This window comes from Thiomonas sp. 13-64-67, assembly GCF_002282795.1.
Taxonomy (GTDB): domain Bacteria; phylum Pseudomonadota; class Gammaproteobacteria; order Burkholderiales; family Burkholderiaceae_C; genus Thiomonas; species Thiomonas arsenitoxydans.
Genome location: NZ_NCKP01000009.1, coordinates 23,330 through 44,527, shown reverse-complemented (window position 1 = coordinate 44,527; position 21,198 = coordinate 23,330). Strand labels below are relative to the sequence as shown.

20 protein-coding genes are annotated in these 21,198 nt (G+C 63.0%); 16 read left to right on the top strand and 4 right to left on the bottom strand.

All coding sequences use genetic code 11. From position 1 onward, the window contains the following. The first annotated feature begins 35 nt into the window (after window positions 1–35). From rplQ to dsbD, 4 genes are all read left to right on the top strand, one after another. Window positions 36–431, top strand: a complete 396-nt coding sequence (gene rplQ, locus B7X30_RS03850) for a 50S ribosomal protein L17 (RefSeq protein WP_013106889.1) — start codon at window positions 36–38, stop codon at window positions 429–431. A gap of 121 nt (window positions 432–552) precedes the next feature. Then, window positions 553–1,503, top strand: coding sequence for an ATP-binding cassette domain-containing protein (locus B7X30_RS03845; RefSeq protein WP_465020118.1), 951 nt, complete (start codon window positions 553–555; stop codon window positions 1,501–1,503). A gap of 30 nt (window positions 1,504–1,533) precedes the next feature. Beyond that, window positions 1,534–2,316, top strand: a complete 783-nt coding sequence (locus tag B7X30_RS03840; protein ID WP_286729151.1) for an ABC transporter permease — start codon at window positions 1,534–1,536, stop codon at window positions 2,314–2,316. Between the two features lie 173 nt (window positions 2,317–2,489). Next, a complete protein-coding gene (gene dsbD, locus B7X30_RS03835; RefSeq protein WP_286729150.1) occupies window positions 2,490–4,484 on the top strand; it encodes a protein-disulfide reductase DsbD in 1,995 nt (664 codons plus the stop codon). 26 nt (window positions 4,485–4,510) lie between these two features. On the opposite strand, the gene B7X30_RS03830 is transcribed toward dsbD, so the two are convergent. Beyond that, the gene (locus B7X30_RS03830; protein ID WP_286729149.1) at window positions 4,511–4,990 is read right to left on the bottom strand and encodes a protein tyrosine phosphatase family protein; all 480 of its coding nucleotides are present in this window, start codon (window positions 4,988–4,990) and stop codon (window positions 4,511–4,513) included. Beyond that, entirely contained in the window at window positions 4,987–7,074 is a 2,088-nt protein-coding gene (locus B7X30_RS03825) for a molybdopterin-containing oxidoreductase family protein (protein ID WP_286729147.1), read from the bottom strand. The genes B7X30_RS03830 and B7X30_RS03825 overlap by 4 nt, the downstream gene beginning before the upstream one ends. 236 nt (window positions 7,075–7,310) lie before the next feature. On the opposite strand from B7X30_RS03825, the gene B7X30_RS03820 reads away from it, so the two are divergent. The 5 genes from B7X30_RS03820 to B7X30_RS03800 all read left to right on the top strand — a co-directional run bounded on the left by B7X30_RS03820 (window position 7,311) and on the right by B7X30_RS03800 (window position 14,349). After that, window positions 7,311–8,006: a TetR/AcrR family transcriptional regulator gene (locus tag B7X30_RS03820; RefSeq protein WP_286729145.1), complete on the top strand. Its 696-nt coding sequence runs from the start codon at window positions 7,311–7,313 to the stop codon at window positions 8,004–8,006. Between the two features lie 58 nt (window positions 8,007–8,064). Further along, window positions 8,065–9,861, top strand: a complete 1,797-nt coding sequence (locus B7X30_RS03815; protein ID WP_286729143.1) for an acyl-CoA dehydrogenase C-terminal domain-containing protein — start codon at window positions 8,065–8,067, stop codon at window positions 9,859–9,861. A gap of 19 nt (window positions 9,862–9,880) precedes the next feature. Further along, on the top strand, window positions 9,881–12,280 hold the full coding sequence (locus B7X30_RS03810; RefSeq protein WP_286729142.1) for a 3-hydroxyacyl-CoA dehydrogenase/enoyl-CoA hydratase family protein: 2,400 nt from the start codon (window positions 9,881–9,883) through the stop codon (window positions 12,278–12,280). A 20-nt stretch (window positions 12,281–12,300) separates the two neighbouring features. Beyond that, a complete protein-coding gene (locus tag B7X30_RS03805) occupies window positions 12,301–13,500 on the top strand; it encodes an acetyl-CoA C-acyltransferase (protein ID WP_286729140.1) in 1,200 nt (399 codons plus the stop codon). A gap of 72 nt (window positions 13,501–13,572) precedes the next feature. Beyond that, on the top strand, window positions 13,573–14,349 hold the full coding sequence (locus B7X30_RS03800) for an enoyl-CoA hydratase (RefSeq protein WP_286729139.1): 777 nt from the start codon (window positions 13,573–13,575) through the stop codon (window positions 14,347–14,349). Between the two features lie 2 nt (window positions 14,350–14,351). Here the strand turns inward: B7X30_RS03800 and trmL are convergent, their stop codons facing one another. Continuing rightward, a complete protein-coding gene (gene trmL / locus B7X30_RS03795; protein WP_286729137.1) occupies window positions 14,352–14,822 on the bottom strand; it encodes a tRNA (uridine(34)/cytosine(34)/5-carboxymethylaminomethyluridine(34)-2'-O)-methyltransferase TrmL in 471 nt (156 codons plus the stop codon). 29 nt (window positions 14,823–14,851) lie between these two features. Further along, window positions 14,852–15,571, bottom strand: coding sequence for a ComF family protein (locus B7X30_RS03790; protein ID WP_286729136.1), 720 nt, complete (start codon window positions 15,569–15,571; stop codon window positions 14,852–14,854). A 65-nt stretch (window positions 15,572–15,636) separates the two neighbouring features. Between B7X30_RS03790 and B7X30_RS03785 the strand changes: the two genes are divergently transcribed. The 7 genes from B7X30_RS03785 (at window position 15,637) to B7X30_RS03755 (ending at window position 21,189) form a co-directional block, all read left to right on the top strand. After that, on the top strand, window positions 15,637–16,575 hold the full coding sequence (locus B7X30_RS03785) for a methyltransferase domain-containing protein (protein WP_286729135.1): 939 nt from the start codon (window positions 15,637–15,639) through the stop codon (window positions 16,573–16,575). 144 nt (window positions 16,576–16,719) lie between these two features. Next, window positions 16,720–17,277 (top strand): DUF2244 domain-containing protein, encoded by a 558-nt coding sequence (locus B7X30_RS03780; protein WP_286729133.1) that lies wholly within the window; start codon window positions 16,720–16,722, stop codon window positions 17,275–17,277. A gap of 40 nt (window positions 17,278–17,317) precedes the next feature. Next, entirely contained in the window at window positions 17,318–18,184 is an 867-nt protein-coding gene (gene coxB, locus B7X30_RS03775) for a cytochrome c oxidase subunit II (protein WP_013124090.1), read from the top strand. A gap of 88 nt (window positions 18,185–18,272) precedes the next feature. Further along, on the top strand, window positions 18,273–19,904 hold the full coding sequence (ctaD, locus tag B7X30_RS03770; protein WP_013106873.1) for a cytochrome c oxidase subunit I: 1,632 nt from the start codon (window positions 18,273–18,275) through the stop codon (window positions 19,902–19,904). Between the two features lie 8 nt (window positions 19,905–19,912). Continuing rightward, complete coding sequence (locus B7X30_RS03765) at window positions 19,913–20,038, top strand: hypothetical protein (RefSeq protein WP_013124088.1); 126 nt, start codon at window positions 19,913–19,915, stop codon at window positions 20,036–20,038. 66 nt (window positions 20,039–20,104) lie between these two features. Beyond that, window positions 20,105–20,317: a DUF2970 domain-containing protein gene (locus B7X30_RS03760; protein ID WP_013106872.1), complete on the top strand. Its 213-nt coding sequence runs from the start codon at window positions 20,105–20,107 to the stop codon at window positions 20,315–20,317. An 11-nt stretch (window positions 20,318–20,328) separates the two neighbouring features. Beyond that, window positions 20,329–21,189, top strand: a complete 861-nt coding sequence (locus B7X30_RS03755) for a cytochrome c oxidase subunit 3 (RefSeq protein ID WP_013106871.1) — start codon at window positions 20,329–20,331, stop codon at window positions 21,187–21,189. Window positions 21,190–21,198: the final 9 nt, after the last annotated feature.

Here is a 21,198-nt window from a genome sequence, read left to right as displayed (position 1 = left end):
CCGGCTGGCCTAATTCATAAGGAAAGGAAAGCACCATGCGTCACGGAAACGGACTTCGCAAACTCAATCGCACCTCCAGCCATCGCAAGGCCATGTTTCGCAACATGGCCAATTCGCTGATCGAGCACGAGGCCATCAAAACCACGCTGCCCAAGGCCAAGGAATTGCGCGCCGTGGTCGAGCCCCTGATCACCCTGGGTAAAAAGCCCTCGCTGGCCAATCGCCGTCTGGCGTTTGACCGCCTGCGCAACCGGGACTCTGTGGCCAAGCTGTTCAACGTGCTCGGTCCCCGTTATCAGACTCGTCCGGGCGGTTATACGCGCACCCTGAAGTTCGGCTTCCGCGTGGGTGACAACGCGCCGATGGCTCTGATCGAACTCGTTGACCGGCCCGATGTGGACGCCGCGCCGGCCGAAGACAAGTCGGAATAAGTCAGGCGGAACCTTAAAGTATCGGCGGGCCCTCTCGCCGTCAACCTGAAAAAGCGCCAGCAGTTGCTGGCGTTTTTCATGGCCAAAGCAGTTTTCACAGCGAGCCCGTAGCATGTCCCCCATGCCAGAAAGCACTGCCCGCCTGCCCGATACACCCGCACCCTCCGTGCTGCTTGAACTCGATCAGGTCTATAAAAGCTATGGGCAGCTGCAGGTGGTCGATGGCCTGAGTCTGCGGCTGTCGCGCGGCGAGTGTTACGGCATCATCGGCCCTAACGGCGCCGGAAAAACCACCACCATTCAGCTTTGCCTCGGCCTGGCGCGGCCTGATCGCGGGCAGATTCGGCTGATGGGGCAGCCCGTGCCGCAGGCGGCCCGGCAGGCCCGCCTGCGTGTGGGGGTGGTGACGCAGTTCGACAGCCTCGATCCCGACTTCACGGTGGAAGAAAACCTGTTGGTCTTTGGTCGTTACTTCGGCTTGCGCGACGCCGAGTTGCGTCCGCGTCTGCCGCAGTTGCTGGCGTTCGCCGCGCTCGAATCAAAAGCGCGGGCGCGCATCAGCGAGTTGTCCGGGGGCATGCGGCGGCGGCTGAGTCTGGCACGCGCGCTGGTCAATGATCCGGACCTGATCTTTCTGGACGAGCCGACCACCGGCCTCGATCCGCAGGCCCGCCACCTGATCTGGGAGCGCCTCAAAGTGCTGACCGCGCAAGGCAAATCGCTGCTGCTGACGACGCATTTCATGGACGAGGCCGAACGCCTGTGTCATCGCATTCTGGTGCTCGACCACGGCCGCCGCATCGCGGAAGACACGCCCCGCGGTTTGATCGCCGCCCAGGTCGAAGCCGAAGTCATCGAGATGGACGGCGAGGGGCTCGACGCCGCAGAGCAGTTGCTGCGCCCGCATGTGCAACGCATGGAGCGCAGCGGAGATGGTTTGTTCGCCTACATGACGCACGGCGCCGAGGCCTTGCGCGCGCTGGAGGCGCTGCCTGGCCTGAGGGTTTTGCACCGCCGCGCCAATCTCGAAGACGTTTTCCTCAAACTCACCGGGCGGCAACTGCGCGATTGACTACGCGCGCGCCCGATCTGCCGATGCACCATGTCTGATCTCACTCTGCTCGAGCGCCACAGGTGGCGCTTCTTCCCTATTTGGCAGCGCAACTTTCTGGTGTGGAAGAAGCTCGCCATTCCCAGCCTGATCGGCAATATCGCGGAGCCTCTGATCACCCTTTTGGCCTTTGGGTTTGGCGTGGGCGCCCTGGTCGGCACGGTACATGGCGTGCCCTACATCCAGTTTCTCGCTTCCGGCGCGATCTGCATGAGCGTGATGATGGCCGCGAGTTTCGAGGCGCTATATTCCGCGTTTTCACGCATGCATGTGCAAAAAACCTGGGACGCCATCCGCGTCACCCCCACCTCTCTCGACGACGTGCTGCTGGGTGAACTCACCTGGGCGGCGAGCAAGTCCGTGTTCAGCGGCGTGGCCATTCTTGCGGTCATCGTGGTCCTGGGCATCAGCCGGCAGTGGACGCTGCTCATCGCGCTGCCCTTGCTGCTGCTCACCGGGCTGGTGTTTTCCGCCATCGGTCTCATCGTCAACGCCAAGGCGCGCGGTTATGATTTTTTCACCTACTACTTCACCCTGGTGCTCACGCCGATGACGTTTCTGTCCGGCGTTTATTTTCCGCTGACCGCGCTGACGCAGCCGCTGCAGTGGCTGGCGCAGGTGCTGCCCCTGAACGCCGCAGTCGAACTGGTGCGCCCGCTGTTTTTCGGACAATTCGACCCGAAGGCGGGGCTGCATCTGGCCGTGCTGGTGTTTGATTTGCTGCTGGCTTGGTGGGTGGCGCGCACGCTGACGCAGAGACGCTTTCGGGCCTGAGAGCCCCCCAGCGTCGATGCCGGGTAATTCAGCGAGTGCAGCAGGGCAAGCCCTAAGGCATTCAAATATGCCACTGGACTTATATTTCAACTTCCACGCGATGCGCGACGCCTGACGGGCTGTCAGGATTTCACGCGGCACGCGACCAAACGATAAGACAAGGGAGACCGTTCATGCGCCACAGCATTCCATCCACTTCGCGAGCACCGCGTTTCTGGGCAGGGCTCAGTCGTGCTCTGCTGGGCTTTTTCCTGGTCTGGGCCGGCGTTTTGCAGCCCGTGGCGCACGCTCAGCAGGCCGATTTCCTGCCCCCGGACGAAGCCTTCCAGTTCACCGCCAAAGTGCAGGATGCCAAGACGGTGCTGCTGCAGTTCAAGGCGCACGACGGGTATTACCTGTACCAGGAGCGGTTTCATTTCGAGTCGCAGACACCGGGCGTGGAACTCGGCAAGCCAGAATTTCCTCCGGCGCACAAAATTTTCGATAAGAACCTCGGCCACGAGGTGTTTCACTACCGCGGACTAGTGCCGATTCCCCTGCCCGTGCTCAAGGCACCGGCCACCTTCAAGATGTTGGTGACTTATCAGGGCTGCGCCGACGCGGGGCTTTGCTATCCGCCAATCGAAAAGCTCGCCACCGTCAGTCTTAGCGGGTTTGGCGGCAACGGAACGGTGAGCATTTCCGAACCCGATGACGAAAGCGGTAGCGCACCCGCGGCAAGCGGCAGCGGAGCCAGCGGCTTGGTACAGGGCTTGATGGCTGGCGCCAGCGCAGCACAACCGGCGGCGGCCTCGGCCTCTGCCACGACCGCGCCAGCTCCGGCTGCAACGGCATCGGCCGTCGCCGCCTCGGCTGCTGCGGCCGCTGTCGCCCAGGGTGGCGACTCGTCGCGCATTGGTCAGGCGCTGGCGTCGGGCAGCCTGCTCAGCATCATTCCCATGTTCCTGGTGTTCGGTCTGCTGCTGGCCTTCACGCCTTGCGTGCTGCCGATGATTCCCATTCTGTCGAGCATCATCGTGGGGCAGGGTGACAAAGTGTCCCGGGGGCGCGGCTTCGCCCTGGCCGTGGCTTATTCGCTGGGCATGGCCATTGTGTACACGGCCTTTGGCGTGGCGGCCGGTCTGCTGGGCCAAGGGCTGGCGGCCTCGTTGCAGAACCCCTGGGTGCTGTCGGTCTTCGCCTTGTTGCTCGTGGTGCTGTCGCTGTCGATGTTCGGTTTCTACGAACTGCAAGTGCCCAGCAGTCTGCAGAGCAAGTTGTCATCCACCTCCGACAAGATGCAGGGCGGACACTTCGCCGGGGTTTTCATCATGGGCGGCATTTCGGCGCTCATCGTCGGGCCTTGCGTGGCCGCGCCGCTGGCCGGGGCGCTGCTCTACATCAGCCAGACCGGCAACGCGCTCATCGGTGGGGTGGCGCTGTTCTCGCTGGCGGCGGGCATGAGCGTGCCCTTGCTGCTGGTCGGTCTGGGCGCGGGCACTTTGCTGCCCAAGGCGGGCGGATGGATGGATGGCGTCAAGGCCTTTTTCGGTGTGCTGCTCATCGCCACCGCGCTGTACATGATCGCCCCGGTTCTGCCGACCTGGCTGCTGATGGTGCTGTGGGCGCTGCTTTTGCTCATCAGCGCCAGCTTCCTGCGAGTGTTTGACCGGCTGCCCGATGAGGTTTCCGGCTGGAAGCGGCTGTTCAAGGGCTTTGGTGTGGCGTTGGCCGTGGCGGGCGCGGCGCTGATTGTCGGTCTGGCGGCGGGCAACCGTAATCTGCTGCAGCCGCTCGCCGGGCTGGGCGGCGGCACAGCGGGGGCGGTGAGCGCCGCGCCTGCGGTGCAGTTTCAGCGCATTCACACGGTGGCTGATCTCGACCGTGTGGTCGCCAGCAGCAGCAAGCCCGTGATGCTCGACTTCTACGCCGATTGGTGCGTGTCGTGCAAGGAAATGGAGCACTTCACCTTCACCGATCCCGCAGTGGCGCAACAGTTGGCGGGCTTTACGCTGATTCAGGCCGACGTGACGAACAACACCGCTGACGACAAGGCGTTGCTCAAGCGTTTCCAACTGTTCGGCCCGCCGGGCATCATCTTTTTCAAGAGCGGCAAGGAAGTGGGCCGCGTGGTGGGCTTCGAGGATGCCAAGACCTTCCTGGCGTCGATGAAGCGCGCGGGGGTTTGAGCGCGGTTTCGACGCTTGGCAGAGATTCAGTGCGCTGTGCTGCGGCAGTGTGCCGCGCGCACTGCGCTGATCCACTGCTGCCAGACCGGGTTCGGTGTCCAGATTTGCGACATCGGCCACGACGCTTGTTCTTCAGTTTCGCCACGAATGAGCAGGCGGTAGAGATAGACGAAGGCCGAGGCCCGCATATTTTTTGCGCAATGCAGCCAGACAGGTTGTTGCCCGAGCGCAGCCATCACCCCGGCGAACTGCTCAAACTGCACAGGTTTCGGCGCGCCCCACAGCACCGGGATGTGCACATAGTTCATTCCTAAGGCCGTCACCTGCTCGGCTTCGCCGGACAAGACCTTGGAAGACGTCGGCAGCGCGAGGTTGATGACCGTGGCCACGCCCAGAGCAGGCAGGCGGGCAATGTCGGCGACGCTGAGCTGGCCCGAGCACCAAAGACCTTCGAATGCCGCGAAGGTGTTTTCGGCGTCAAAGCGCAGCGGCGCTGACTCGCTCACGCTGCGGCTACCTCCACCAGGCAGTCGTAGAAGCACGGCCCATTGCCCAGATCGGTCAGGCGCTGGTGGGTGAGGGCATTGACGTTGTTGCCATCGGCGTAGAGCTTGCGCCACCAGATGCCTAAAGCGACGATCTGGCCAGGGCGGGTGCGCGAGCTCAGGCGGGCGCGGGTGAGGGTGGCGCCGCGGTCGTTGAAGGTGCGCACCATCTGGCCGTCGGCAATGCCGCGCGCTACAGCATCATCCGGGTGGAGCAGCAGCAGCGGTTCGCCTTCGAGATTGCGCAGGCTGTCGACGTTGACAAAGCTGGAGTTGAGGAAGTTGCGCGCCGGGGGCGAGATCATCGCCAGCGGGTAGCGCGTGGCAAGGTCTGGTGCAGAGGCGACAGATTCGTAGGGCAGCAGCACCTCGGGCAAGGGGTCGCGCCCGGCATCCGCTTCGCGTTGTGACCAGAATTCGCACTTGCCCGAAGGCGTGGGAAAGCCGCCCTGCGCAAACGGCGCGGCGGCGCCGGGCAGCTTGGCCCAGCCGCTGGCCCGCAATTGCTTCCAGGTGATGCCACCGTTGCGCGGATCGGGGGCGATGGCTTGCGCTGCGATCTGCTCATCGCTCTCGGCAAAGCAGGGGTCGGTGTAGCCCATGCGCGCGGCCAGTAACCGGAAGATTTCGGTATTCGGCTTGACCTGCCCCAGCGGGGCGATGGCGGCGTTGTTCGCCATCCAGTAGCGATGGCCGTAGGCCTTGTGCACGTCGAGATGTTCGAGCTGGGTGGTGGCGGGCAGCAGGTAGTCGGCGTAGTCGGCGGTATCGGTCTGGAAGTGCTCCAGCACCACGGTGAACAGATCGTCGCGGGCGAACCCGGCGCGCACCTTGTCACCTTCGGGCGCAACCGCGAGCGGATTGCTGTTGTAGACGATCACGGCTTCGACTTTCGGGCCGAATTCGGCTGAGCCCGGCCGCAGCAGATCGTCGCCGATGGTCACCATATTGAGGGTGCGCGGGGCGCGTCCGGCCAGCAGATCGGGACGTTCCAGCGCGGCGCCGTTGGCGGCGAAATGACTGGAGCTCGACATCAGCAGCCCGCCGGCATCGTGCCGCCAGGCGCCCACGAGCGCCGGCAGGCAGGCAATGGCGCGCACCGCATTGGCGCCGCCGCGCACGCGCTGCAGGCCGTAGTTCATGCGGATGGCCGCCGGGGTGAGCGTGCCGTAGTCGCGCGCCAGTTGGCGAATTTGCTCGGCGGGCACACCGCAGACCAAGGCGGCGCGCTCGGGCGGCCACTCCAGCGCGCGTTCGCGCAGGGCGTCGAAGCCCACGGTGTGCTGCGCGATGTAGTCGTGATCGAGCCAGTCGTGCGCAATGAGTTCGTGCATCAAGGCATAGGCCAGCGCGGCGTCGGTGCCGGGGCGCAGTTGCACATGGTCGTGGCACTTCTCGGCGGTGTCGTTGCGCCAGGGGTCGATGCACACCAGCTTGGCGCCATTGCGTTTGGCGCGCTGCGCGTAAGTCCAGAAATGCAGATTGCTGGTGATGCTGTTGCTGCCCCAGATGAGGATGAGCTTGCTGTGTTCGAACTGCTCGACGTCCGTCCCCATCTTGCCGCCGATGACCGCCTTGAGTCCGGCCTCGCCCGCGGTGGAGCAAATGGTGCGGTCGAGCAGGCTGGCGCCGAGCTTGTGAAAAAAGCGCGCCGCCATGCTTTCGCTCTGCACGAAACCCAGCGTGCCGCCGTAGGAGTAGGGCAGGATGGCCTGCGGGTCGCGGGCGGCAATCTCCTTGAGCCGATCGGCGATGTCGTCCAGCGCTTCGTCCCAGCTCACCGGGGCGAACTGGCCGCTGCCTTTGGGGCCGACTCGCTTCATCGGCTGCAGCAAGCGGTCCGGGTGATAGGTGCGCTCGGTATAGCGCGACACCTTGGCGCACAGCGCGCCGTGCGTGGTGGGATGGTCGGGGTCGCCGCGCACACTGATGGCCACGCCATCTCGCACGGTGACGAGCAGGGCGCAGGTGTCGGGGCAGTCGTGCGGGCAGGCGGAGCGCACGACGGTGTCTTGGGCGGAGACTGCGTTGGAAGAGTCGGGCATGGCGACGGTTTTTGAAGTCAGGGAGTCAGTCCGCGAGTTTAGGCGGCAAATCCCCTGATCGCAGTTTGCGGTTGACAAAGTGCCGAGAATCGGAAATAGTACGACCGTTCGTTTTTTATCAACCCCTCCCGCACACGACAAAAATGACCGCCAGCCACTCCCCAATCTCTCCGCGCCGAACGCCGCACCGCACGGCGGGCTCCGAAACGGCGGTAAAAGCGGTGGCAAAGCGCGGCGTGAGCGCAAGCCCGCCAGTTGAGCCAGTCGGCAGCGGTTCGGCCAAGGGGCGGCAGACGCGGCAGGCCATCATCGACTGCGCGCTGCAGATGGCCGGGCGCATCGGCCTGGAGGGTTTGTCCATCGGGGTGCTCGCCGACCGGATGGAAATGAGCAAATCAGGGGTGTTCGCGCATTTCGGTTCGCGCGAAGAGTTGCAGATCGCGGTTATCCGCCACTATCACGACCAGTTCGAGCAAGAGGTGTTTTACCGCGCCATCGAGCAGCCGCGCGGCATGCCGCGTCTGGCGGCCATGGTGCAGCGCTGGCTGCAGCGGGTGAGCGTGGAAATGGAGACCGGCTGCATCTACATCTCCAGCGCGGTCGAATTCGACGACCGCCCGGGCACGGTGCGCGATGCGCTGGTCGCCATGATCCAGACCTGGCACGACGCGGTGCGCCGCGCCATCGTGCAGGCCATCGAAATGGGCCATCTCAAGCCCGACACCGATCCGCAACAGCTCATGTTCCAGATTCACGGCTACATCCTGGCGCTGCATCACGATGCCCGGCTGCTCAGGTTGCCCAACAGCCTGGAGCTGGCCTGCCGCAGTCTTGATGCGCTGCTGCGCGACCACGCCACGCCCGAAGGGTTGCCCCTGCTTTTGCCTTGTCTGGCCAAGGAGCACCCCGCAAGCGACTCCGCACCCCATTGAGCGCGTTTCCAGTCCATTTTCAGCCCGTTTTTCGATTCACGATTTTCAGGAGACAGTTATGCCCCAATACACCCCGCCGTTGCGCGATATGCAGTTCGTCATGCACGAAGTCCTCGACGCCACCACCCTGCTCAAAGAGCTGCCGCCGTATGCCGAGGTCGATGCCGACCTGATCAACCAAGTGTGCGAAGAGGCGGGCAAGTTTTGCAGCGAAGTGCTGCAGCCGCTCAACGCCAGCGGTGATGCCGAGGGCTGCCATTACGACGCCGCCACGCACACCGTGACCACGCCCAAGGGTTTCAAGGCGGCGTGGGATCAGTTCGTGCAGGCCGGTTGGACTTCGCTGACGGCGGACGCCGAATTCGGTGGCCAGGGCCTGCCGCACCTGGTGGGCAGCGCGGTGCACGAGATGCAGAACGCCGCCAATCAAGCCTGGACCATGTACCCCGGCCTGACGCAGGGCGTGACCGAATTGCTGAACGCGCATGGCAGCGCCGAGCAGAAGGCGCTCTACATGCCCAAGCTGGTTGCGGGCGAATGGACCGGCACCATGTGCCTGACCGAGCCGCATTGCGGCACCGACCTCGGCCTGATTCGCACCAAGGCCGTGCCGCAGGCCGACGGCAGCTACAAGCTCACCGGACAGAAAATTTTCATCTCCAGCGGCGAACACGACCTGGCGGACAACATCATTCACATGGTGCTGGCCAAGCTGCCAGGTGCGCCCGAAGGCAGCAAGGGGATTTCGCTGTTCATCGTGCCCAAGTTCGTGCCGACCGCCGATGCGGGCGTGGGCGAGCGCAACGGCATTTTCTGCTCCGGCATCGAGCACAAGATGGGCATTCACGCCAACTCCACCTGCCAGATGACCCTCGAAGACGCCACCGGCTGGATGGTGGGCGAACCCAACAAGGGTTTGGCGGCCATGTTCGTGATGATGAACGGCGCCCGGCTCGGCGTGGGCATGCAGTCGCTTGGCCTCACCGAAGTGGCGTATCAAAACGCGCTGGCCTACGCCCGCGACCGGCTGCAGATGCGTGCGCTCACCGGGCCGAAGGCGCCCGACAAACCGGCCGATCCCATTCTGGTGCACCCCGACGTGCGCCGCATGTTGCTCACCGCGCGCGCCTGGGCCGAAGGCGGGCGTTTTCTGGCTTACTGGATTTCGCTGCTGCTCGACCAGTCGCTGCACCACCCGGACGCCGAGGTGCGCAAGGACGCCGACGACCTCGTCTCGCTGCTCACCCCCATCGTCAAAGCCTTCATCACCGACAACGGTCTGCAGGCCACCAACGAATGCCTGCAGGTGTTCGGCGGGCACGGCTACATCCGCGAATGGGGCATGGAGCAATTCGTGCGCGATGCCCGCATCAACCTGATCTATGAGGGCACCAACACCATTCAGTCGCTCGACCTGTTGGGCCGCAAGGTGTTGATGGACGGCGGGGCGCGGCTGCGCAAGTTCGGCAAGATCATCACCGATTTCATCGAAGAAGAAGGCGTCAACGAGGCCATGCAGGAGTTCGTCAACCCGCTGGCCGATCTGGCCGACAAGGTGCAAAAACTCACCATGGAACTCGGCATGAAGGCCATGGCCGACAAGGACGAAGTCGGCGCGGCCGCCGTGCCGTATTTGCGCGTGGCCGGTCATGTGGTGTTTGCCTACGCCTTCGCCCGCATGGCGCAGGTGGCGCAGCGCAAGATTGCTGAAGGCGACGACTCGCCCTTCTACCAAGCCAAGCTGCAGACGGCGCGCTTTTACTTCGGACGCCTGTATCCCGAATCCGCCGCCGCGATCCGCATGGCGCGCAGCGGCGCAAAGAACTTGATGGACACCGAGGCGGTGTTCGCCTGAATCCCCCGAAGGAGCTGACATGACACAGACGATACACATCCGCAAAGTCGCCGTACTCGGCGCTGGTGTGATGGGCGCGCAGATCGCCGCCCATTGCATCAACGCCCGGGTGCCGGTGGTGCTGTTCGACCTGCCTGCCAAAGAAGGCAGCAAGAACGGCATCGTGACCAAGGCCGTGGCCAACCTCAAGAAACTCAGCCCGGCGCCGCTGGGCGACGCGGCCGAGGCCGGCCTGATCACCGAAGCCAACTACGAGACCGATCTCGAACTGCTGCAGGGCTGCGATCTGGTGATCGAGGCCATTGCCGAGCGCATGGACTGGAAGCACGATCTATACAAAAAGGTCACGCCGCATCTGGGCGCGAACACCATCTTCGCCTCCAACACCTCGGGCCTGTCGATCACCGCGTTGTCGGCAGGCTTCGACGCCGAATTGCGCCGCCGCTTCTGCGGCGTGCATTTCTTCAACCCGCCGCGTTATATGCATCTGGTGGAACTCATCCCCACCGCAGACACCGACGGCGCCATTCTCGACCGGCTCGAAACCTTCCTCACCACCACCCTGGGCAAGGGCGTGGTGCGCGCCAAGGACACGCCGAACTTTGTCGCCAACCGCGTGGGCGTGTTCTCCATTCTGGCGGTGATCAAAGAGGGTGAGAAATTCGGTCTGGGTTTCGACGTCATCGACGACCTCACCGGCAGCAAACTGGGCCGCGCCAAGAGCGCGACCTTCCGCACCTCCGACGTGGTCGGCCTGGACACCATGGCCCACGTCATCAAGACCATGCAGGACACCCTGCCCGCGGATAAAGACCCCTTCGCCGCGCTCTATGCCACCCCGCCCGTGCTGGCGACGCTGGTCGCCAATGGCGCGCTGGGGCAGAAGAGTGGCGCCGGTTTCTACAAAAAAGTCGGGCGCGACATTCTGAAGTTCGACCCCGCCAAGGGCGACTATGTGCCTGGCGGCGGCAAGGCAGACGAGATCGTGACGCGCATGCTGAAAAAACCCGCGGCCGAGCGATTCAAGCTGCTGCGCGAATCGAGCAATCCGCAGGCGCAGTTCCTGTGGAGCATCTTCCGCGACGTGTGGCATTACGTGGCCCTGCATCTGGCCGACATTGCCGACAACGCCCGCGATCTCGACTTCGCCATCCGCTGGGGCTTCGGTTGGAACGAAGGCCCGTTCGAAAGCTGGCAGGCTGCAGGCTGGAAGCAGATCGCCGACTGGATCAGCGAAGACATCGCCGCAGGCAAGACGCTGTGCAGCGCACCGCTGCCCGCCTGGGTGGGCCAGGTGGACGGTGTGCACAAACCCGAGGGCTCCTACTCGGCGGCGAAGAACGCCTACATCGGCCGCTCGAAGCTGCCGGTCTATGCCCGCCAGCCGTTCAAGCAGGCCGTGCTGGGCGAGAACGCCCCCGACCCACGCGCGGCGGGCAGCACCGTTTTTGAAGATGAGTCGATCCGCCTGTGGACGGCGCCCGGCGCCGACGACGTGCTGGTCGTCAGCTTCAAGACCAAGATGAACACCATCGGTCCCGGGGTCATCTCCGGTCTGCACCAGGCGGTGGAACTGGCCGAAGGCCGCTACAAGGGCGTAGTGGTCTGGCAGCCGACCTCATTGTCGGGCGGGCCGTTCAGTGCCGGGGCCGATCTGCAGTCGATGATGCCCGCCTTCATGGCCGGTGGCCCCAAGGCCATCGAGCCGGAAGAAAAGAAGTTGCAGGATCTGATGCTCACCCTGCGCTACGCCCAGGTGCCCGTGGTGGCCGCAGTCAGCGGCATCGCCCTTGGAGGAGGCACTGAGCTGAGCGTGTACTGCGCCAAACGCGTGGTGCATTTCGAGAGCTATATGGGCCTGGTGGAAATGGGCGTGGGCCTGATTCCGGGCGGCGGCGGCCTCACCTACCTGGCCCGTCGTGCCGCAGAGCAGGCGCAGGGCGGCGACATTCTGCATTTCCTCAAGACGGGCTTCCAGGCTGCGGCCATGGCCACAGTGGGCAAGTCGGCGCTGGAAAGCCGCAATCTGGGCTATCTGCTGCCCAGCGACGCCATCGTCATGCATGCCCACGAACTGCTGCATGTGGCGGTGGGTCAGGCGCGGGCGATGTTCGACGCGGGCTATCGTCCGCCGATGCCGGGCCAGACTTTTCCGGTGCTCGGACGTAACGGCATCGCCACCATCCGCGCGCAACTGGTCAACCTGCGCGACGGCGGCTTCATCTCCGCCTACGACGACGAAATCGCCACGCGCATCGCCACCGTGCTGTGCGGCGGCGATGTGGAAGAAGGCGCCCCGGCCGACGAAGCCACGCTGATGGCGCTGGAACGCAAGCACTTTTGCGAACTGCTCGGCCAGGGCAAGACCCAGGAACGCATCATGGGCATGTTGCAGACCGGCAAGCCGGTGCGTAACTGATCCGCCACCAGGAGAACAACATGAGCAAACAAGTTCAAGACGCCTACATCGTTGCCGCCACCCGCACCCCGGTGGGCAAGGCCCCTCGCGGGCTGCTGAAAAACTATCGTTCCGACGACCTGCTGGTGCACGTCATCCGCTCGGCATTGGCGCAGGTTCCCAACCTCGATCCCAAGCTGATCGAAGACGCGATCATCGGCTGCGCCATGCCCGAGGGCGATCAAGGCATGAATGTGGCGCGCATCGGCGCGCTGCTGTCCGGCCTGCCCGACACGGTGGGCGGCGTGACCGTCAACCGTTTCTGCGCGTCGGGCATCACGGCCATTCAGATGGCGGCAGACCGCATCCGCTTGGGCGAGGCCGATGTGATGATCGCCGGGGGCACCGAGAGCATGAGCCGTGTGCCCATGGGCGGATTTCATCCCAGCTTCAATCCGGCCATCTTTGCCAACAACGAGCATGTGGGCATCGCCTACGGCATGGGCATGACGGCCGAGAAGGTGGCGCAGCAATGGAAGGTGACCCGCGAGGAGCAGGATGCCTTCGCGCTGGCCTCGCATCAGAAGGCGCTGGCCGGCATTGCCGCAGGCGAGTTCAACGAAGAAATCACCCCGCTGGACATCGTTGAAAAGTTTCCCCGCCTGGGCACCGCCGAGGTGGACATCAAGACCCGCAAGATGACCGTGGACGAAGGTCCGCGTGCCGACACCACGCTCGAAGCGCTGGCCCGCCTCAAGCCGGTGTTCGCGGCCAAGGGTAGCGTGACCGCGGGCAACAGCTCGCAGACCTCGGACGGCGCGGGCGCGCTCATTCTGGTGAGCGAGAAGATTCTCAAACAGTTCAACCTCGTGCCGCTGGCGCGCTTCGTCAGCTTTGCCGTGCGCGGCGTGCCGCCCGAGATCATGGGCATAGGCCCGAAGTTCGCCATTCCTGCGGCGCTGGACAAAGCGGGGCTCAAGCTCGACGACATCGGCTGGATCGAACTCAACGAAGCCTTCGCCGCGCAGTCGCTCGCCGTGGTGAAAGATCTGGGCATCAACCCCGAAGTGCTCAACCCGCTGGGCGGCGCCATCGCCTGGGGCCACCCGCTGGGCGCCACCGGCGCGGTTCGCGCGGCCACGGCGATCTACGGCATGCGTCGCCGTAAAGCGAAATACAGTATGGTGACCATGTGCATCGGCACGGGGCAGGGCGCTGCGGGCATTTTCGAAAACGTCTGATCGCAGCCGTTTGCAGCCCTTCGGCCAAGGCCCGGGCTGACGCGCCCGGGTTTTTAATTGGGAGACAACATCATGAGTCAGATGCAGGTGGAATTGCGCAGCGGGGTGCTGCACATCGTGTTCAATCGCCCCGAAAAAAAGAATGCGCTGACCCTGGCGATGTACGAGGCGGCCAACGAGGCCTTCGAACGCGCTGCGACCGACGCGGATGTCAAGGCGGTGCTGATCGCAGGCGAAGGTGGCAGCTTCACCGCGGGCAACGATCTGCAGGACTTTCTCTCCGCACCGCCGCAGGGCGAGGAGGCGCCGGTGCTGCAGTTTTTGCGCCATCTCGCCGGGTTGGACAAACCGCTGGTCGCAGCCGTCCAAGGCTTTGCCGTCGGCGTGGGCACCACGCTGCTGATGCATTGCGATCTGGTCTATGCCGCCGATGGCGCGCAGTTCGTGCTGCCCTTCGTGCATTTGGGTCTGTGCCCCGAGGCGGCGTCCAGCCTGCTGCTGCCGCAGATCGCCGGTTACCAGCGCGCGGCGGAAAAGCTCTTGCTGGGCGAACCGTTCGACGCTGCCGAGGCCTTGAGCATGGGCCTGGTCAACCGCGTGCTGCCTATCGAAAATCTGCGTGAATTTGCCGTGGCGCAGGCCGAAAAATTCTCTCGTCTGCCTGCGCCCTCGGTGCGGGCGACCAAGCGCCTGCTCAAAGGCCTGGGCGATCAGGGGCCGCAGGCCGTGCTGGCGCGCATGCGCTCGGAGGAGGCGGTGTTTCAGGCGCTACTCGGCGCACCGGCCGCGCGCGAGGCGATGATGGCGTTTTTGCAAAAGCGCAAACCCGACTTCTCGTCCATCACCTGAGTTCAAATTCCACCGGCGTAGCCGTTCTGCCGCCAGGCTTCGAACACGGCGACAGCGACCGAATTCGACAGATTGAGACTGCGCTGGCCTTCGCGCATGGGCAGTCGCAGCCGTTGCGTCGGGGCGAATTGCTCGCGCACCGCATCGGACAGGCCGCGGGTTTCGGCGCCGAAGACAAAACAATCGCCCGGCTCGAAGCGCACTGAGCCGATCAACCGACTACCGCGCGTGGTGAAGGCGAACAGGCGCTCGGGGCGCGGCTGCAGCGTTTGAATCAACGCGTCCCAACTGGCGTGCGTTTGCAGCGTGGCGTATTCGTGATAGTCGAGCCCGGCGCGGCGGAGCTGTTTGTCATCCAGCGAAAAACCCAGCGGTTCAACCAAGTGCAGGGTGCAGCCGGTATTGGCGCACAGGCGGATGACATTGCCGGTGTTGGGCGGAATTTCGGGCTCGACAAGAACGATGTGGAACATGGGTCACAATGCGGAAGATCAGCGGAAGATCAGGGAGCGGAATCGCGAGGAGTGCGCAAGGCGATGGCGACCCAGACCGCAGCGGCGCCCTGGCGCAGCAGCACCCGGGTGGCTTCATGCAGCGTGGCGCCGGAGGTCATCACATCGTCCACCAGCAGCAGGGTCTGGCCATCCCAGCGTGTATCGCAGGCGTAGGCGCCGCGGATGTTGCGGCTGCGCGCGTGCAGCGGCAGGCTGCTTTGCGCGGCGCTATGCCGCAGCCGCTGCAGCGCGTAGGCATTGCCAGGGCGGTTCAGCGTGGCAGCGATGCGCCGCGCCATTTCCCACGCGGGGTTGAAGCCGCGCTCCAGCAAGCGCTCGCGCGAAAGCGGTATGGGCAGAATATGGTCGGGCAGCGGCATGTCGCCTTGCGCCCAGCGCGCACCGAGCAGGTCGCCAAACCACCGGCCCAGCGCGGGTTCTGCGCCGAACTTCATGCGCAGAATGAACTGATCGTTGGGAAATCGATAGTCGCCTAGCGCCATGGCGCCCGCCCACAGCGGGGGGTGCAGCAGACATTGGCCGCAGACCTGCCCGTCGTGCGCCACCGCCACCGCGCAGCGCGGGCAGCGTGGACGCAGGGGCAGGTCTTCATGCAGGCAATCGTCGCACAGCGGCTGACTGCTGCGCGCGTCGCAATGGGCGCAGCGACCGGGCCAGAGCGCAGACCAGCGCGAGGCAGGCAAAATAGGGCGCTCAAGTGCGGACATCGCCGCACTATATCGCCCGCGCCTGCGGTGTCGCCGCCTTCGTCGCAGTCCCTTGAATAAAGCTGATGGATCGCCCCGATCAATTCCTTGCCGCACAACAACAGGCCCGCTGGCTGGCGGCTGCGGCCTGCGCGCGTGATCGCCTGGCGCGCTGGCCCGCGCCCTACATCTGGCAGGAAGCCGCGCGCCGCATGGCCGAACGTCTGCCTTTGCTGCGGGCGCAGGCGCAGCGCGTGCTCGACGCGGGCTGTGCCTGGGGCGATGGGCTCGACTTGCTGCAAAAGCAGTATCCCGCCGCGCAGATTCTGGGCTACGAGCCCTCGCCCCTGCTGGCGCAACTGGCCTCGAAGCGGTTTGCTCGTGCGGGGCTGGCGCGTTGGTTCGGGCGGCCCAGCCGGGTGCAAGTGCAGGCGGTGGATGCGGCAGACCCCGAATATCCCGCGCAGGCCGACGTGCTGTGGTCCAACCTCTATCTCGACTGGCACCATGACCGCATGCGGGTGCTCGAAGCCTGGCGGCGGCAGCTTCAGCCCGAAGGGGCGCTGTTTTTCACCACCTTCGGGCCCGACACGCTCAAGGAGCTTGGCGAGGTATGCCGCACCCTCGGCCATTCCTCGCAGCCGATGGCGTTCACCGACATGCACGACCTGGGCGACGAACTGGTGCAGGCCGGTTTTGCCGACCCGGTGATGGATATGGAGATGGTGCGCATGACCTGGCCGTCGGCGCAGGCGGCGCTGACCGAGCTGCGTGCCCTCGGCGCCGTGCCTCACGCCGCGCATTCGCGGGGCCTGCGCACGCCGCGGGCCTGGCAGGCGTTGGTCGATGCCCTGAATGCCACAGCCCGCGCACCGAGCGGGCACGGGCTGGAGAGGCCACTTTCGGCGTCGAGCAATTGCGCAACACTGCGCGTCAACCCGGATTGCCGACCCGTACCCATCGGGGCTAAAACTGCGTCAAATCGTCGCGATGGATGGCGGTCACATAGATGGATCGAAATGTAACGCGCCCATCTTGATCTCACGCAAAATCAGATCAACTGATGCCGTGATTTTCGATGCGTCATTCTGTCGCACCTATAATCGCTCACTCATATAGACCCGTCATGGCTTGGCGCAGATGCCGGGTTGTGACCCCGATTGACGCAAATGCACCACGCTGATCTTCCGCAAAGCGCACCCAACCTCCCGCCGCAGGATGTCCCTGCAGCCGAGGCTGGGGTGGCGCTTGAGCAGTCGTCTGGTCAAGCGCCTGATCGGGAGGCAGGCGAGGGCTGGATGCGCGACTGGGTGTTCCGCCGCAACTGCTCTATGTCGCCGCGACAGCTGATTGTGTTTTACGCCTCGCTGTGCGTGGTGTCGCTGATCGTGGCGTCTATCGCGTGGGACGTGGGTGGGTCGCTGGTGTTGCCGTTCACCGGCATTGAGCTGGGGTCGGTGGCGCTGGCGCTGGTGGTGTATGGGCGTCATGCCACGGACCGCGAACGAGTGCGTCTGTCGACGCAGCAGTTGCAGGTCGAGTGGGAAAACGCGGGTGTGGTGCAGTCGGTCAGCTTCAATCCGCATTGGGTGCGGGTGTCGCTGCCAGAAAGCGGGCTGGTTGAAGTGTCTTCGGCTGGTCGTACGGTTTACATCGGCCGGTATTCGCGCCCCGAGCGGCGTGCCGTGCTGGCAAAAGATTTGAGGGCCGCGTTGCGGGCCCTTTGAAGTGTTTTAGGGACGAGACCAATTCTTAGAGTGGGGCGACATGAAAGCAATACATCAAATCCGTCTGGCCACCGCAGCATCGCTGCTGGGCGTCATGGGCGCGGCCCATGCCGCAGTGGAAAGTCTGCCGGGTGGGCCGCAGGTGCTGGGGCTGTATTTCCAGAACCCGGTTTCGCCCATCGCCAAGCAGGAAAAATTCCTGATGGACATGATGCTCTGGGTCTGCCTGGGGATCGGTATCGTGGTGTTCGGGGCGATGTTCTATTCGGTTTACAAACACCGCAAATCCAAGGGTGCCGTGGCGGCCCACTTCCATGAAAGCACCAAGGTCGAGATTGCCTGGACGATTATCCCCATTCTGATCGTGATTGCCATCCTGATTCCGGCGACCCGTACCGTGATCGCGCAGGAAAACCACAGCGACTCCTTCATGACCGTCAAGGCGACGGGCGCGCAGTGGAAGTGGGGCTACGACTACATGGCCGGTCCGGGCAAGGGCATTTCTTTCTGGTCCACGCTGACCACGCCTTATTCGGAAATCTACGAAGGCAAGGATCTGCCCAGCAACTTCGTGCTGGCCGTCGATCACGAACTGGTCGTGCCGGTGGATAAAAAAATCAAGATTGTCACCACCTCGGATGACGTGCTGCATGGTTTCTATGTCAACTCGCTAGGTGTGCAGATGGATGCGATTCCCGGCTTCGTCCGCTCGACCTGGTTCACCGCCGAAAAGACCGGCACCTACTACGGGCAGTGTGCCCAGATTTGCGGCAAATACCACGCCTTCATGCCCATCGTGATCAAGGTCGTGACTATGCCCGAATACGAGCAATGGGTCGCGCAGTGGAAAAAGGCGCATCCCGACAGCACCCCGCCAGCCGACGGCGCGGCGCCCAGCAAGACCTGAGCCGGTGTGGTGAGAGACAAACCCTAAAAGCAGCCGAGTTTAGAACGAAGTATCAACATTTTCTGGAATGGCAGGAAAGGAAAGCACTATGAGCGCAGTCATCGATCACGCACCGCCATCGGCTCACGCCGGTGATCATGCCCACGAACATCCGCACGGCTGGCGCCGTTGGCTGATGTCCACAAACCACAAAGACATCGGCACGATGTATCTGCTGTTTGCCTTGTGGATGCTGTTCGAGGGCGGCATTCTGGCCCTGGCGATTCGCACCGAGTTGTGGAAACCGTATGTCTGGCTGCTGAACCCTGAGTTGTTCAACGCCTTCGGCACCATGCACGGCATCATGATGATCTTCGGTTCGGTCATGCCCGCGCTGGTGGGCTTTGCCAACTGGATGATTCCGCTGCAGATCGGTGCCCCCGACATGGCCTTCCCGCGGCTGAACAACCTCAGCTTCTGGCTGCTGATTCCCGCAGGCATTCTGCTGACGGCTTCGTTCTTCGTGCCAGGCGGCGCACCGGGTGTGGGCTGGACGCTGTATGCCCCGCTCACCCTGCAGCAAGGCATGGGCATGGATCTGGTGATTTTCGCCATCCACCTCATGGGCGCTTCGTCGATCATGGGTTCGATCAACATCATCGTGACCATTCTCAATCTGCGCGCCCCTGGCATGACGCTGATGAAAATGCCGTTGTTCGTCTGGACCTGGCTGATCACCGCCTACCTGCTTCTGGCCATCATGCCGGTGCTGGCTGGCGCCGTCACCATGACCCTGACAGACCGCCACTTCGGCACCAGTTTCTTCAGTGCCACAGGCGGCGGTGACCCGGTGCTCTATCAGCATCTGTTCTGGTTCTTCGGCCACCCCGAGGTGTACGTGATGATTCTGCCGGTCTTCGGTATTGTCAGCTCCGTCATCCCGGCCTTCGCCCGCAAGCGCCTGTTCGGCTACAGCTCGATGGTGTATGCCTCGGCCTCCATCGCCATTCTGTCCTTCCTGGTCTGGGCGCATCACATGTTCACCGCGGGCATGCCCACGACCGGACAGTTGTTCTTCATGTACGCCACCATGCTGATCGCCGTTCCCACGGGCGTGAAGGTGTTCAACTGGGTGGCCACCATGTGGCGCGGTTCCATGACGTTTGAAACTCCCATGCTGTTCGCCGTGGGCTTCATTTTCGTGTTCACCCTGGGCGGTTTCACTGGCTTGATGCTGGCCATGGTGCCCATCGACACGCAGGTGCACAACACCTACTTCGTGATTGCGCACTTCCATTACGTGCTGGTCGCAGGTTCGCTGTTCGGTATCTTCATGGGCTTCTATTACTGGTCGCCCAAGTGGTCGGGTGTGATGTACAACGAGACCGCAGGCAAGATTCATTTCTGGACCTCGATGATCTCGTTCAATATCGCTTTCTTCCCGCAGCACTTCCTGGGTCTGGCTGGCATGCCGCGTCGCTATGTGGCCTACCCGGTGCAGTTCACCGACTTCAACCAGATATCCACCATCGGCGCCTGGCTGTTTGGTCTGTCACAGGCTTACTTCCTGTTCGCAGTGGTGATTCCAGTGTTGCGCGGCAAGGGTGAAAAAGCCCCTCAACGTCCCTGGGAAGGTGCGGAAGGTCTGGAATGGGAAGTTCCCTCTCCGGCGCCGTTCCACACTTATGAAACCCCTCCCAAGCTGAATGCCGATGCCACCCGTGTGCTGGGTTATAACTGAGATCAGATATGAGTAATCGCCAACTTCCTCCCGAAAAACGCCGCCAGAATTTCAAAACGGCGATGATTATGGTCAGTATTGCCTTGGCGATTTACTTCGGTTATCTGATCAAGGCACAGGTTCTCGGTTTTTGACGAACGAGAGCGACAGGCCATCAGTACTGGTGTGCTGTCGCTCTCTCTTCATCAAGGAAATATGCGTTGAGCTCACCTTCTCAGCCTTCTTTCCTGCGCGCATTGGTTGCCGTACTCTGGTCTTTTGCCGGAATACGCAAATCGAGTGAGCGAAGTAAAGATTTTCAGAATGCAAAACCCGAGCATATCATTGCGGCAGGACTATTGGCTGCTTTGGTCTTTGTGGTCGGACTGATATTGATCGTTAATTTAGTGATTTCAAGCGCGGCGCGCACATAACAGGAGGCAATATGGCATCTACAACCCAGCCCCATGGCTATTTTCTGCCTGGGCCTTCCGCATATCCCCTGCTGACGGCGGCGGGTTTGCTGGCGATGGCGTTTGGCGCAGGGCTCTGGTTCAATGGCGTACAGCACATGGAGTGGCTGTTGTTGGCCGGTTTCCTCTGGCTGGTGTATGTCGTTTATCACTGGTTCGGTCAGGCGATCGGTGAGAGCGAGGGCGGCAAACATAGCCAACGCGTCGATACCTCCTTTCGCTGGAGCATGGCCTGGTTCATCTTCTCCGAGGTGATGTTCTTCGCCTCGTTTTTTGGCGCGTTGTATTACTCACGCGAATTTTCTCTGCCGGATCTCTCGGCTCTGCACAGCAAGATTCTGTGGCCGAATTTCACGGGAACCTGGCCGTCCACCGGTCCGGGCGGCTTGATTCCGTCCTTGCATGAGGCGCTAGGCCCTTGGCCTATTCCGACCATCAACACCGCACTGCTGCTGAGTTCTGGCGTCACGCTCACCATTTCTCACCATGCGCTGCGGGCATCGCATCGCGGTAAGGCTATTTTCTGGCTGTCACTGACGATTGCGCTTGGTGTGTTGTTCCTTTTCATGCAGGGCTATGAGTATCACCACGCTTACACCGTTGAGGGTGTGAAACTGACATCAGGTATTTACGGTTCGACCTTTTTCATGCTGACCGGGTTTCACGGTTTCCACGTGTTTCTCGGTGCGACCATGTTGTCCGTAGTGCTGGTTCGCTTGATCAGGGGTAATTTCACCGCAGATCATCACTTCGCCTTCGAAGGCGCCGCCTGGTATTGGCACTTCGTCGACGTGGTCTGGTTGCTGCTGTACGTCTTGGTTTACTGGCTCTAAGCTCCACTC

Excerpts from the sequence above, each read along its gene's own strand:
- rplQ (WP_013106889.1), top strand. The coding sequence starts at position 36 with ATGCGTCACGGAAACGGACTTCGCAAACTCAATCGCACCTCCAGCCAT.
- B7X30_RS03845 (WP_465020118.1), top strand. The coding sequence starts at position 553 with ATGCCAGAAAGCACTGCCCGCCTGCCCGATACACCCGCACCCTCCGTG.
- B7X30_RS03840 (WP_286729151.1), top strand. The coding sequence starts at position 1,534 with ATGTCTGATCTCACTCTGCTCGAGCGCCACAGGTGGCGCTTCTTCCCT.
- dsbD (WP_286729150.1), top strand. The coding sequence starts at position 2,490 with ATGCGCCACAGCATTCCATCCACTTCGCGAGCACCGCGTTTCTGGGCA.
- B7X30_RS03825 (WP_286729147.1), bottom strand. The coding sequence starts at position 7,074 with ATGCCCGACTCTTCCAACGCAGTCTCCGCCCAAGACACCGTCGTGCGC.
- B7X30_RS03815 (WP_286729143.1), top strand. The coding sequence starts at position 8,065 with ATGCCCCAATACACCCCGCCGTTGCGCGATATGCAGTTCGTCATGCAC.
- B7X30_RS03810 (WP_286729142.1), top strand. The coding sequence starts at position 9,881 with ATGACACAGACGATACACATCCGCAAAGTCGCCGTACTCGGCGCTGGT.
- B7X30_RS03805 (WP_286729140.1), top strand. The coding sequence starts at position 12,301 with ATGAGCAAACAAGTTCAAGACGCCTACATCGTTGCCGCCACCCGCACC.
- B7X30_RS03800 (WP_286729139.1), top strand. The coding sequence starts at position 13,573 with ATGAGTCAGATGCAGGTGGAATTGCGCAGCGGGGTGCTGCACATCGTG.
- trmL (WP_286729137.1), bottom strand. The coding sequence starts at position 14,822 with ATGTTCCACATCGTTCTTGTCGAGCCCGAAATTCCGCCCAACACCGGC.
- B7X30_RS03790 (WP_286729136.1), bottom strand. The coding sequence starts at position 15,571 with ATGTCCGCACTTGAGCGCCCTATTTTGCCTGCCTCGCGCTGGTCTGCG.
- B7X30_RS03785 (WP_286729135.1), top strand. The coding sequence starts at position 15,637 with ATGGATCGCCCCGATCAATTCCTTGCCGCACAACAACAGGCCCGCTGG.
- B7X30_RS03780 (WP_286729133.1), top strand. The coding sequence starts at position 16,720 with ATGCACCACGCTGATCTTCCGCAAAGCGCACCCAACCTCCCGCCGCAG.
- coxB (WP_013124090.1), top strand. The coding sequence starts at position 17,318 with ATGAAAGCAATACATCAAATCCGTCTGGCCACCGCAGCATCGCTGCTG.
- ctaD (WP_013106873.1), top strand. The coding sequence starts at position 18,273 with ATGAGCGCAGTCATCGATCACGCACCGCCATCGGCTCACGCCGGTGAT.
- B7X30_RS03765 (WP_013124088.1), top strand. The coding sequence starts at position 19,913 with ATGAGTAATCGCCAACTTCCTCCCGAAAAACGCCGCCAGAATTTCAAA.
- B7X30_RS03755 (WP_013106871.1), top strand. The coding sequence starts at position 20,329 with ATGGCATCTACAACCCAGCCCCATGGCTATTTTCTGCCTGGGCCTTCC.